Origin of the sequence: Erwinia persicina NBRC 102418, assembly GCF_001571305.1 — a bacterium.
In the GTDB taxonomy this organism is placed as follows: domain Bacteria; phylum Pseudomonadota; class Gammaproteobacteria; order Enterobacterales; family Enterobacteriaceae; genus Erwinia; species Erwinia persicina.
Genome location: NZ_BCTN01000001.1, coordinates 93196 through 105393 on the forward strand (window position 1 = coordinate 93196; position 12198 = coordinate 105393).

At 56.2% G+C, this 12198-nt stretch carries 9 protein-coding genes; 4 read left to right on the plus strand and 5 right to left on the minus strand.

Features of this window, described 5'->3' with window-relative positions:
- Nucleotides 1-10 precede the first annotated feature (10 nt).
- Together EPE01S_RS00460 and EPE01S_RS00465 are read right to left on the minus strand one after the other, a co-directional pair.
- Nucleotides 11-448 (minus strand): cyclophilin-like fold protein, encoded by a 438-nt coding sequence (locus tag EPE01S_RS00460; RefSeq protein ID WP_072277371.1) that lies wholly within the window; start codon nucleotides 446-448, stop codon nucleotides 11-13.
- Nucleotides 449-498: 50 nt separating this feature from the next.
- Nucleotides 499-1527: an alpha/beta hydrolase gene (locus EPE01S_RS00465; protein WP_062742611.1), complete on the minus strand. Its 1029-nt coding sequence runs from the start codon at nucleotides 1525-1527 to the stop codon at nucleotides 499-501.
- A 247-nt stretch (nucleotides 1528-1774) separates the two neighbouring features.
- Here EPE01S_RS00465 and EPE01S_RS00470 point away from each other — a divergent pair, with 247 nt between their 5' ends.
- Nucleotides 1775-2665 carry a LysR family transcriptional regulator gene (locus tag EPE01S_RS00470; protein WP_062742612.1) on the plus strand — a complete coding sequence of 297 codons (891 nt, stop codon included), beginning with the start codon at nucleotides 1775-1777 and terminating at the stop codon, nucleotides 2663-2665.
- A 950-nt stretch (nucleotides 2666-3615) separates the two neighbouring features.
- Here EPE01S_RS00470 and EPE01S_RS00480 read toward each other — a convergent pair.
- Both EPE01S_RS00480 and EPE01S_RS00485 read right to left on the minus strand, forming a co-directional pair.
- On the minus strand, nucleotides 3616-5229 hold the full coding sequence (locus EPE01S_RS00480) for an FAD-NAD(P)-binding protein (RefSeq protein ID WP_062742614.1): 1614 nt from the start codon (nucleotides 5227-5229) through the stop codon (nucleotides 3616-3618).
- 198 nt (nucleotides 5230-5427) lie between these two features.
- Nucleotides 5428-6345, minus strand: coding sequence for a GGDEF domain-containing protein (locus tag EPE01S_RS00485; RefSeq protein ID WP_062742615.1), 918 nt, complete (start codon nucleotides 6343-6345; stop codon nucleotides 5428-5430).
- A gap of 424 nt (nucleotides 6346-6769) precedes the next feature.
- Between EPE01S_RS00485 and EPE01S_RS00490 the strand changes: the two genes are divergently transcribed.
- Both EPE01S_RS00490 and EPE01S_RS00495 read left to right on the plus strand, forming a co-directional pair.
- Complete coding sequence (locus EPE01S_RS00490) at nucleotides 6770-8377, plus strand: methyl-accepting chemotaxis protein (RefSeq protein WP_062742616.1); 1608 nt, start codon at nucleotides 6770-6772, stop codon at nucleotides 8375-8377.
- Nucleotides 8378-8386: 9 nt separating this feature from the next.
- Nucleotides 8387-9394, plus strand: coding sequence for a substrate-binding domain-containing protein (locus EPE01S_RS00495; protein ID WP_062742617.1), 1008 nt, complete (start codon nucleotides 8387-8389; stop codon nucleotides 9392-9394).
- A gap of 164 nt (nucleotides 9395-9558) precedes the next feature.
- On the opposite strand, the gene EPE01S_RS00500 is transcribed toward EPE01S_RS00495, so the two are convergent.
- On the minus strand, nucleotides 9559-10629 hold the full coding sequence (locus tag EPE01S_RS00500) for a LacI family DNA-binding transcriptional regulator (RefSeq protein ID WP_062742618.1): 1071 nt from the start codon (nucleotides 10627-10629) through the stop codon (nucleotides 9559-9561).
- Nucleotides 10630-10894: 265 nt separating this feature from the next.
- Here EPE01S_RS00500 and EPE01S_RS00505 point away from each other — a divergent pair, with 265 nt between their 5' ends.
- A complete protein-coding gene (locus EPE01S_RS00505; RefSeq protein WP_062742619.1) occupies nucleotides 10895-12154 on the plus strand; it encodes a maltoporin in 1260 nt (419 codons plus the stop codon).
- Nucleotides 12155-12198: the final 44 nt, after the last annotated feature.

Here is a 12198-nt window from a genome sequence, read left to right on the forward strand (position 1 = left end):
CGGGGGGCGCTCAGTAAAAGGTCACTTCTGCCGTCCCCTCACCCAGCCCCGCTTCCAGCCCGTCGGGTGCCACGATCTTCCCCAGCGGGGTATAGCGGTAGTCTGAGGAGAAGGTCTGGTAAAAGACGACGAGGGTCTGCGTACCGTAAAGCATAATATCCCCGGCGTGGATCGTCCCGGCCCGCGCCTCGCGGGTTGGCAGCGCCTGTGCCAGTTCGGCGAATTTTTCATTCCTGTTCAGATCGTCCATTTTCAGCGTCACCGGCAGCGTCTGCGCAAAGGCCCGTGCCGCCGGTGTGTCACTCAGTTCAATGCGGTAAACCTGTTGATTAACCTTCATATTCACTTTCATGGTGGTTCCTTTTTCCGCGTAAGGCGTGGCGCTGGCCGGCACGCCAGTCGCACTGGCTGCCAGCAGGCAACCGATTAACAGTCCCCAATATGTCATGTCCCCCCCCGGTGAGGCAGACCGCATACGGGAGGATGCGGCCGACCCGATTATTTCAGATGATCGTTAAAGAACGCGGTCAGTTTAGCGAAGGGGATCAGGTCCGTGCGGTCGTACAAATCCACATGACCTGCGCCCGGAACGATATACAGCTCTTTCGGCTGGCCGGCGCGTTGCCAGGCATCTTCGCTGAACTCTTTCGAATGGGCGCGATCGCCAGTGATAAACAGCATCGGACGGGGCGAGATCGTCTCAATATCATTAAACGGATAGAAGTTCATAAATTTGCCGACGCTGCTTAACATCGGTTTTGTCGTCAGCGCCTCCTGCTGTCCCTCCGGCGTGAAGCCCCCGCGTGCCGTGCGGTAGAAATCGAAGAACTCGCGCTGGATGGCAGGCGTCGCCTCATCAAGCTTATTCACCGTGCCGGGAATATAGACCGTCTCTCCGCCTGTAAACTCGGCAAAGCGCTGTTCTGTGGCAGAGGCAATCACGGCCTGACGCTGTGCTGAAGTTTGAGAATGCTTCAGGCCCTGACGGAATACCGAGCCCATATCGTACATGCTGACCGTGGCGATCGCCTTCATACGCGGATCAATTTTTGCCGCGCTGATGACAAAGCTGCCGCTGCCGCAAATCCCCAGCACACCTATGTTATCCGGATCAACAAAGGTCCGGGTGCTCAGGTAGTCCACGGCGGCGCTGAAATCATCGGAATAGATTTCCGGTGAAATAAGGTGGCCCGGTTTACCGTCGCTCTCGCCCCAGAATGAGAGGTCAATCGCCAGGGTGACAAACCCCTGCTCCGCCAGCTTTTGTGCGTACAGACTGGCGCTTTGCTCTTTCACCGCCCCCATCGGATGCCCGACTACAATCGCGGGACGTCTGTCATTCTGCCCCTGTCCTCTTGGGACAAACAGGTTACCGACCACATTCATCTGATACTGATTTTTAAACGTCACTTTCTGCCGGGTAACCTTATCACTGGTGTAAAAGTTATCCGCCCCGTGGGACAGATCGGCGGCCGTTGCCACTGCCGAGCTGAGGATCATGCCCAGCGCCAAAAAAAATCGCTTCATCGTGTGTACCTTCAGGTAAGGAATGTTGTGCCTGTCAGTCCCCTGCCAGACGATGGCAGACCAGCCGGGGCCGGACGCTATTCCACGGAATAACATCATTAAAACAGGCGTTAAGGGTGAGAAGAGAAGGTATCCTTCGCGCGAGGTCATCTCTTGCTGAAAATTTTACACGACGGGTGTAGGGTAACTAGCTAATGAATACTTAATGGGCTTATCACCCCTGCTTATTAATTAAAGGCTCCGGTGGATGAAACGCAACCTTAATGACCTCCTCTACTTCACCGCCGTAGCGCGTGAAGGCAGCTTCACCCGGGCAGCGGCAAAGCTGGGTGTTACTCAGCCGGCACTCAGTCAGGCGATCTCCGCACTGGAAGCGCGGATGCAAATCCGTCTGCTCACACGTACCACCCGCAGCGTCTCGCCCACCGCCGCCGGTGAGCGCCTGCTGCAGGCCGTCGGGCACCGCCTTGATGAAATTGAGTCTGAACTGGATATGCTCACCGAGCTACGCGATAAGCCGGCGGGTACGGTGCGCATTACCTGCGGGCCTGATGTGTTGCGCACGACGCTGCTTCCCAGACTGACGCCACTGCTGCATGAATACCCGGATATTCATATCGAGTTTGATGCTAACCACGGCTTCCGCGATATCGTGGCCGATCGGTTTGATGCCGGCGTTCGCCTTGGTAATACCATTGATAAAGATATGATCGCCCTGCCGATTGGCCCGGAACTACGTATGGCGGCCGTGGCCTCACCGGATTATTTTGCCCGTTATCCGATACCGCAAACCCCGCATGATCTCACGCAGCACCAGTGTATTAACCAGCGCATGGTCAAATCGGGGGGACTTTATGTCTGGGATTTCGATCAGGAGGACGGCGATTTGAACGTGCGCGTGCGCGGTCAGCTCACCTTCAACACCTCTGAGCATATTATTGATGCGGCGCTGGCAGGCCTGGGCATTGCTTTCTTACCGGAGGAAGAGTTTGGTGCGCATATTGCAGAGGGTCGCCTGATACGTATTTTACAGCCCTGGTGTCAGCCCTTTCCCGGTTATTACCTCTATTACCCCAGCCGTAAGCAGCCTTCTCCGGCCTTTGCCCTGGTGCTCGATGCCTTAAGGGGACAACGTTAACGCCTGCCGTATCGAAAGGCAAAAGCGCAAAGGTTAAAAACTGAAACCGGTCATCGCACGATGGCCGGGTGGCGTAGCCAAACGATACGCTGAAATCTTTTTACCCAGGGCCAGCATCCTGATATCAGGCACCTGACAAACTGTTTTCGTCTTACTGTGTCATCATGCTGTAATACGTATCAACCGGTAACAATGGCACTGACTCTCAGACTCCTTTTTCACTGGCTAACGTATTATTACGTAACGTCGTATTATCGTTTTAATACGTTTTCCTCAGGGTGCATTTTTTACGCAAAAATAAAATATTACCGCCCTTCACAGTCACTTACATTAAGCCATTTTGATATTTCACTGCGCTTCTCTTAAATGGAATCAACGGTTTTACAGTCAGCCACCGGGCTTACTTTATCGATACCTGTCAGAGGACGGAAAATGCCACATCAAAAACTCACACTGGCGTTGAGCACCCTTTTATTGTCCTGTGTAATGACAGCGACAGCGACTCCAGCACGGCCAACCCTCTCTGTGACCTCGCAACCATCGGGCTGCGACAGCCTTCAGGGCCAGAATGGGGAAAATGGGCAGAACGGGCAGAACGGGCAGAATGGCCAAGATGGCTCAGCCATCAACGGCTGTTTGCAAGGGGGTAACGGGGGTAATGGCGGCAATGGCGGAGACGGGGGTAACGGCGGGAAAGGAGGTAATGGCGGGAACGGAGGTAATGGCGGGAACGGGGGTAATGGCGGCGCATCTGATAACGCCGCGGGCGGAGCCGGCGGAGAAGGTGGAAATGCCGGTTCCCCCGGAGGGCGGCAGGGATTGCCAGGGTCCAGCGGAGCATCCGGTAGACTATGATGTTCATCATAACACCGCGGGGAGAGGGGCTCCCTGAACCGGCATTCAGCCCTCACGACGTGCAGAGGTGGCTATCCCCGGCCGTCGCCAGTCCCCTACTCACTCTCTGTGGGCATTAAACGTTTACGCGTCCGGGTTGACGGCGTGCACACCGCTCTGGCAATCGCTTCGCCAATCTCTGCACTGGCGGTAATCCCCTGTACAAAGGGGCGATCGTGCATCAACCAGGGCAACGCGGCAAACGCAATACGGCCACGGGCACTCTCTGGCGAGAGCAGCGTGTAATCGTCACCCACCTCGGGGATTTCATCACCGCAGGACTCAAGCTGGACGCGCAGCCTGGGAAACGGCAGATCCTTAGTCTTCATGGATTTTTGCCCCCGGGCATCAATAAACACGTCGAACGTGACCGTTTCTCCTGCGGTCAGGATCGCAGTTTTATCCCCGGTCGCACTGAGCTGATAGTCTTCCCCCAGCGCGCGAATGCTGATGATCCCGCGCTCACGCAGCGCCAGCAGCCGGCGGACCGACTCCGAAGGAATAGCGGCGTAGTTATCGATAAATACTCGTGCCAGACCCTGGCTGAATCGCCTGGCATCCTGTTCATCAAGATGCGGCACAATCTCCTCTACCGCTTCATGCAGACGTAAGAGGGCATAGCGCCAGGCGACAGTGCGTCTGTCGCGCTTGTTGCGCTCAACCTCCTCCAGATTGGCCTGCGCCCACTGGAAAGGATGATGCTGATGCCGCACGGCAAACCAGGCGTCAGCAAAGCTATCCGCGTCCAGTGACCGCAGGGCGATCGCCTGGCTCCAGTCCGGATCGGCGGCTTCAATCTCTGCCACCATCAGCCCGAAAATGCGATCGAGCAGCCCTGTCGATCCGGCCGCCACCGCCTGTTTAATCGCGTCGGGCGTGACAACCGTCAGAGGTTCATACGGAATGGGGCAATAAAAGTCGGCTTCCGGCAGGATGCCCGACCGGGACATCAGCACCATTTTTAGCGCCTCACTCCCCTTATTCAACGTGAAGGTGGTCTTGCCCCCCTCCGGTTCAGCAAAGTCTCCGTGCTGAACCGCCACCGCCATCGCCGCATCAATACCGCTTAACGACGCACCCATGATGCCGATGTGGCAGGCGGGAATGGCCGCATCCATCAGACCTGACCACGGGCTGGGGAAGAAGGTGCGCGTCGCCTCACTGTTATCCGGCCAGACGTGGCCGGTGGCCACCACGGCCAGGTCAAACTGTTCCGGGCTGGCTTGCTCCCCGACCCAGATCCGCACGCCTTCAGGTATCGCCTGCAGATCGGTGACCGGACAGCGTTCCAGCACCTTCACCTCAAAGCCCTGCTCGCTGGCAGCGGCCACAATGGCCAGAAATTGCGCACGGAAGTACTCACCGAGCAAAATACGCGGCAAAAACTGTCTGACATGCAGCGTATCGGGATTAACACCGTAGCGGGTCAGCGCGCTGTCGCTCTGCGTACGTAACCAGTCAAGGTAAGTCATAAACAACGGGGGGATTTCAATACTGGCGATATTGGCCAGCATCATTCGCGAGTTCTCTTCATCGCTGTAAGGCATCCCCACCCCGGCCTCATCCGCCTGCTCGTACACCGTAACAGACAGGGGAACAGCCTGTTTCAACAGCGAAAATAACGTATAAATCCCCGTGGGTCCGGCGCCGATTATTGCGACCTTTTTCATTAATACCGCTACCTCGTCAGGGTTATCTTATCCATTTCATCAACGTGATGATGCATTAGCCTCACCCCGCCGCGTTCCGGAAGGGTGACGTGGCGGAAAAGTCCGCCCATGCTCTTCAACAAGTTTACTCAAGAATGGCAGATTCGCCCGTCCGCTGCGCTTAAATGAAGGCACCCCCTGACAGCGCGCACCTCCCGTTCACTGGCGTGACGCCCACTCCACCCGGTTTCGCCCCAGCCGTTTGGCCTGATAAAGGGCGATATCGACGCGCTTAAGCAGTTTTTCCAGCCGCTCATTCTCTCTTTTCTTTGCCACCCCGATACTGACCGTAATGCGGATATCGTCGTCGATAACCAGCGCCTGCGTACGCTTTAGAATATGACGGGCCAGCGCATCCGCCTGGTCCTGTGAGGCCATCTGCAGGATAACCGCAAACTCTTCGCCGCCGATTCTGGCGGCCATGATCTCGTCATCGTACAACTCGCCCAGCATCGCACCGAACTGCCGCAGCACCTCGTCCCCCCGGTCATGGCCATAGCGGTCATTAATCTTTTTGAAATAATCAATATCAACAAAAAACAGGTAGTAATCGACCGCCCTCAAATCCAGCAGCACATTGGAAAAATAGCGGCGGTTGGGCAAGAGCGTCAGCTCGTCACGGAACGAATCAATGCTGACGTCGGCGTATCGGTCGTTGATATAATGAACAATGTGATAGACACCGACAGAGACGCAGAGCATTCCACTCAGTTGGGTAACATCCTCAATATAATAGCCCACCCAGGCGGGCTGAATAATGACTTCATCCATCAAATCAAAGGCCGCTGAAATAATCCAGACAATCAGTCCCGTATTCATCCAGCGGCGTAAATACGCCTGGACCGATAGCCGGTTGAAGCAGTACAAAATAAAATTCAGGATAGCAAACTGCATTCCGTCAAATAACCATCCTGGCCGATGAACCCAGTGTATTTCACCTGACTTGGGCAGGAAAAGAGACAGGTTTATGATGATCACCAGAATACTCAGCGCGCCGGATAACAGTACCGGCACCAACAGGGTTTTTCGTGAAGCGCTTTTGGTGAAAAGTCCGTCTTCATATTTCGCGAATGGCATGTTCACTCCTGAAAAATAACTAAAATAACCATCATTACCATTTGAAATTGAATACCGACGCAGGGATTAAATTACACATTAGTCATGCCGATCGCGAGCTTCATTTTTTCTGTCTCCTGGTGCGCCAGGGCTGGCGGGTTGCCGGGTCACATCGCTTAATAAGTAGATATCCGTCACACTTTTAAAAAAGAGCGCCTCCCTTCCCCTTTACCCTGTCAAGTTCGTGGCATGCCTGCCGTTAAAACGATCAGGCTCTTTTTATGAGTTTATGCCGCCAGCCCGAATGAGATCCCCATGAACCCTGTTTGGCTACTGTAGTCAGGGCTGCTGACTGAATCCATTCAGCTTAACAAATTACGTTCATTACTGCTCATATCAAGGCCGAACGCTTAACTTTTCGTCGATTTTTCAGGGGTGTCAATTTATGCAATTCAAAAATACAACCGTCCGGACCCAACTGACCCTGGGTTTCGGCGTGTTAGTGGTGATTGTGCTTGCCGTCGTCATTCTCTCGATGAACTCGCTCAGTAACGCCAATGACCGCTTTAAAACGCATGTACAACAGGTCGCAGCACGTGAGTCCTCCGTCAACCTGATCCTCAGCGGCGTAAAAGACAGCTCGCTGAGTCTTTACGGCCTGGTGCTGGTCAGCGAAGCCGCAGATATTGAGGCCGGTAAAAAACAGGTCGCGGCAGCAGAAGACAAAACGGCCACGGCACTGAAACAGCTGCAGGCGGCGGTGACACGGCATACTGACGTTACCGATCAGGACCGGCAGTTTGTGGCCGCCATTGCCCGTGCCGAAGAGGCATATCGCCCTGTTGCTCATAACATCGTTGAGCTGGCGCTGGCGGAAAAGAAGGCTGAAGCCATTGACCGCATGAACCGGGAACTGCGCCCGCAGTTAACCCAGTTACTCACTTCAGCCAACCAGTATCTGCAATACAGCACCGAACGCGCGGACGCCAGTCTGGATACCGCTGAGGCGGCTTACCAGCAGACCCGGATCATCTTTATTGCCATCAGCCTGCTGGCGCTGACGCTGGCGGTGATCCTCGGGGCGATGATCATCCGTTCGCTGTTCCGTGCACTGGGTGAAGAGCCCGCGGTATTAGGCCAGGTGGTGCAGCGCATTGCGCAGGGCGACCTCAGCCAGGTAAACGGGGCCAGTACGGCGCCCTCCGGCAGCGTGCTGGCGGCTATCGGTGAGATGCAGGAGAAGCTGCATCAGCTTATCAGTCAGGTTGCTAACTCTGCCGAAAGTATTGTTTCCGCCTCCAGTGAAATTACCCTGGGCAATGAGGACTTAAGCCGCCGCACGGAGGCCCAGGCCTCGTCGCTGGAGCAGACCTCCGCCAGTATGGAGCAGCTGACCGCCACCGTTAAACACAACGCCGATAATGCCCATCAGGGTAACCTGATGGCAACCAACGCCTCCGACGTCGCGCAGCGCGGCGGTAACGTGGTCGAGCGCGTGGTCACCACCATGCATGACATCGCCAGTAGCTCCGGCAAAGTCACGCAGATTATCACCGTGATTGAGAGCATTGCCTTCCAGACCAACATTCTGGCACTAAACGCCGCGGTGGAAGCCGCTCGCGCCGGGGAACAGGGTCGCGGGTTTGCCGTGGTCGCGGGCGAAGTCCGCATCCTCGCCCAGCGCAGCGCCACGGCCGCCCGGGAGATTAAAAATCTGATCGACGAATCGGTGGATCGCATCAATACCGGTTCTAAGCTGGTTGACGAAGCCGGCAGCACCATGCAGGAAGTGGTGAACGCGGTGAAAGGCGTTAACAGCCTGATGGCGGAGATCACCCTGGCGTCCAGCGAGCAGCATACCGGCATCGACCAGGTGAACAAAGCCGTGGTCAATATGGATGAGGCCACGCAGCAGAACGCCGCACTGGTTGAAGAGAGCGCCGCAGCGGCAGCCAGCCTGAAACAGCAGGCGTATTTACTGCTGGAGGGGATCTCTGCGTTCGATATCTCCCGTGCCGGTCGTCTCAGCGACACAACAGCGACCCTGCGCTAAGGAATTGCGATGAAACTCTCCTGGGCTTTAACACTGGCCGCCGTGGTGACCTCCACGGCAGTGGCCAGCAATGACACCATTACCATCGGGCTGATTACGAAAACAGATACCAACCCGTTCTTTCTGAAAATGAAAGAAGGGGCAATGCTGGGGGCGACGGTGCATGGCGTCAAACTACTGACGGCAGCGGGTAAAGAAGATGGCGATTATCCGGCACAAATCCTGGCGATCCAGGAAATGGTGGCCGCCGGGGCCACCACTCTGCTGATTACGCCGAGTGATGCAAAGGCGATTGTCCCGGCGCTGGACGAGGTGCGTGCCAGAGGGGTTCAGGTGATCGCGCTGGACTCCCCGACCGATCCGATATCGGCGGTGGATGCCCTGTTTGCTACCGACAACTATAAAGCGGGTGAGCTAATCGGCCAGTATGCCAAAGCCGCCATGCCGCTGAAATATGCCGGTCAGCCGCTGAAAATCGCCATGCTGGATCTCTCTCCCGGTCACTTAGTCGGGGCAAGACGCCACAACGGGTTTATGACCGGGCTGGGGTTACCGGCGGTAGGGGCGGATTCCAGCGAGCTGTCGGTGACGCCCGAAACGGTGTGTGCCGGGTTCTCGCAGGGGGCAGAACAGCAGGGTTATGAAGTGATGGCCAGCTGTCTGAAAAGCCATCCTGACATCAACCTGGTGTATACCATTAACGAACCGGCGGCAGCCGGGGCTTACAAGGCGCTGCTGGAAGCGGGCAAAGAGAAAAGCGCGATGATCGTCTCCGTGGACGGCGGCTGTGCCGGGGTGAACAACGTGCGGGCCGGGAAAATTGCCGCCACCGCGCAGCAGTACCCGCTGACCATGGCGGCGATGGGCGTTGACGCCGCGGTGGCCTGGGCCCGTCACGGTAAAAAGGCCTCTGGCTATGTGGATACCGGCGTGACGCTGATCGCGGATAAACCCATGCCGGGTCTGGCCAGTAAAGACACCCAGGCCGGGCTGAACGCCTGCTTTGGGGCGAAATAACTCCGTATCAGTCCCCCACCGCTTCACTGGCAGGGCCCGACCATCCGTCAGGGGTTTCGGGCCCGACCTCCCGTTGTATTGAAGGGACCAACCTTCTGTTCCGGTCGGCCTGATGGTCGCCGCTGACTCTCAGAGCCCCAATGCCCCCTTTCCTCACGCTGCCGCTACCCCAGGCGGCTGGCAATCAACCGCAGCTGTTCGGCAATCTGCTTCAGATCCTGCTGCTGCTGTCCGGCTGCTGTCGTCGAGTTACGCACCACCAGACGGGCAGGCAGGATCGAGGAGGAACGGCTGTGGTCGTCATCGCTGGCCTGCAGGATACGCTGCACGGCCTCTTTTCCCTGTAAGTCCAGATCCAGCGACACCGTGGTCAGCGCCGGGTGGAAAAAGGCGCTTTCGTAGGTATCATCGTACCCCACTACCGACACCTGCCCCGGCACCGCAATGCCCTGCTGATGCAGCGCGCTGAGTGCGCCGAGTGCCATCTGATCGTTGCCCACCAGCAGCGCGCTGAAGTGCGGATTTTCCCGCATCAGCTGTAAAATGCCGCTGTAACCACTCTGAGCATCCCAGTTGCCGTGGATCAGGCTGACGGGCTCCAGCCGGTAGCTCTCCAGCGTGTCCAGCCAGCTCTTCAGCCGCAGCCGGGCAGACACCGACTGTTCCGGCCCTGCCAGCAGCGCAAACGCGCGGTGCCCCTGTTCATAGAGATATTTCACGCTGGCGCGGGTGCCGTCCGCCGGATTGAAGGACACATTAAATACCGAGCAGTACGGGTCGACGTCAAGAAACAGACAGAGGATGTCCTGGTTCTCCTCCACGATACGTTCTGCGCAGGCGGTATCCAGCGGGACGTTGATAATCACCTTATCCACCAGCTGCGACTTCAGTTCATTGATCGACTCCTGCAAACTTTGATTGACGTTCTCATCAATCATGGCAATCAACACCTGGTATCCGGATGCATTGGCATAACGCTTGATCGCCGCCGCCACCTGAGAAGGGGCATGAAGCGCCAGGGAAGTGGTTACCAGACCCAGTGTCGTGCTCTGTTTTCCGACCAGCTGCTGTGCCAGGCGATTGGGCACATAGCGCAGCGCCTCTATTGCCTTTGTTACCTTGCTGCGCGTCCCTTCCGAGACATTCGCCGACTTATTCAGCACTCTGGAAACCGTTTGGTAGGACACCCCTGCGTGACGGGCGACATCCTCCAGAGTGGCGCTCTTTGATTTCATGTTTCTCTTCCCTGTTAACCGATAGACAAATTGTATCACAAGGCTAATAACGCTCAGGTTAACCCGGTCACACTGTCAGAAAATGGCAAAAAAGTATGACGTTCACATCTGTTATTTGGTGATCAATCTCACCAATCGTTACAATTTACGCCTAAATACTTGCAGTAAATCACACAATTTCGACACTCCATTTGCACACCTCTCGTCAGCGGGCGTTTACTGTCGCCAACGTGTGAACGTATGACAAATATAAACAGAGGGTGACATGAACACAAGACTAACGGCGACCGCGGTGGCACTGGCTGCCACACTGACTTCCCCTGCCTTCGCAGCCATCGACAATATTGATTTCCACGGCTATCTGCGCGGCGGCGTGGGCGTCTCGCGTGACGGCGGCATGGAGGAGTGGCAGAAAAATAAAATTGGTCGTCTGGGTAACGAAGCCGATACCTACGGTGAGATTGAATTAGGCAGTGAAGTGTACAAAAAGGACGACGTCAGTTTTTATGTCGACTCGATGGTCAGCATGTTTTCCGACGGATCCAACGACAATGAAACCACGTTAGGTGACGATGCGCAGTTCGGCCTGCGTCAGCTTAACCTGCAGATCAAAGGGCTGATCCCCGGTGATAAAAACGCGGTGATCTGGGGCGGTAAGCGTTACTACCAGCGGCATGACCTGCATATCATCGATACCAAATACTGGAACATCTCCGGCTCAGGTGCTGGTATTGAAAACTACACCTTAGGTCCGGGGGCGGTTTCCGTCGCGTGGATCCGTGGTGATGCCAATGACGTTGACTACCGTGCTGACGGGGATAACGACGTCAATATTAACTATCTGGACGTACGCTACGCCGGCCTGAAGCCATGGAGCGGGGCATGGACGGAGTTTGGCATCGATTACGCCATGCCGAACCCAACCAATAAGCAGAAAGAGTACGGCGAGCTGTACGACGCAGAAAACGGCGTGATGCTGACCGGCGAGATCAGCCAGGACATGTGGGGCGGCTATCAGAAGCTGGTGCTGCAATATGCCAACAAGGGGCTGGCACAGAACATGATCTCCCAGGGCGGCGGCTGGTATGACATGTATAACGACACGCGTGATGCCACCGGGTACCGCATCATCAACACCGGCCTGCTGCCGATTACCGACCGGCTGTCGCTGAATCAGGTTATCACCTGGGGTGCGGCGGACCACGTCACCGCGTTTACGGATAAGAGCACCCTGCTCTCTCTCGTCGGTCGTGCACAGTATCAGTTCACCGACTATGTGCGCGGTATTGGTGAAGCCGGTACGTTCATGCAGAAAGATCAGAATAAAGACGGCAGTGACTACAAACAGGCCGGGCAGAAATACACCCTGGCCCTTGGTCTTGCCGCCGGCCCGGAATTTATGTCACGCCCTGAGCTGCGTATCTTTACCTCGTACCTGAACGACTCCGAACAGGGAAACAGCTTCCAGGACGGTACCGCCAGCAACACCTGGAACTTCGGTGTGCAGGTTGAAGCCTGGTGGTAATGCCCGACTAAACGCCTTCATCATCATTGGATAAGCACTGGATA

Coding starts and splice junctions, on each gene's coding strand:
- EPE01S_RS00460 (WP_072277371.1), bottom strand. CDS start 448: ATGACATATTGGGGACTGTTAATCGGTTGCCTGCTGGCAGCCAGTGCG.
- EPE01S_RS00465 (WP_062742611.1), bottom strand. CDS start 1,527: ATGAAGCGATTTTTTTTGGCGCTGGGCATGATCCTCAGCTCGGCAGTG.
- EPE01S_RS00470 (WP_062742612.1), top strand. CDS start 1,775: ATGAAACGCAACCTTAATGACCTCCTCTACTTCACCGCCGTAGCGCGT.
- EPE01S_RS00480 (WP_062742614.1), bottom strand. CDS start 5,229: ATGAAAAAGGTCGCAATAATCGGCGCCGGACCCACGGGGATTTATACG.
- EPE01S_RS00485 (WP_062742615.1), bottom strand. CDS start 6,345: ATGCCATTCGCGAAATATGAAGACGGACTTTTCACCAAAAGCGCTTCA.
- EPE01S_RS00490 (WP_062742616.1), top strand. CDS start 6,770: ATGCAATTCAAAAATACAACCGTCCGGACCCAACTGACCCTGGGTTTC.
- EPE01S_RS00495 (WP_062742617.1), top strand. CDS start 8,387: ATGAAACTCTCCTGGGCTTTAACACTGGCCGCCGTGGTGACCTCCACG.
- EPE01S_RS00500 (WP_062742618.1), bottom strand. CDS start 10,629: ATGAAATCAAAGAGCGCCACTCTGGAGGATGTCGCCCGTCACGCAGGG.
- EPE01S_RS00505 (WP_062742619.1), top strand. CDS start 10,895: ATGAACACAAGACTAACGGCGACCGCGGTGGCACTGGCTGCCACACTG.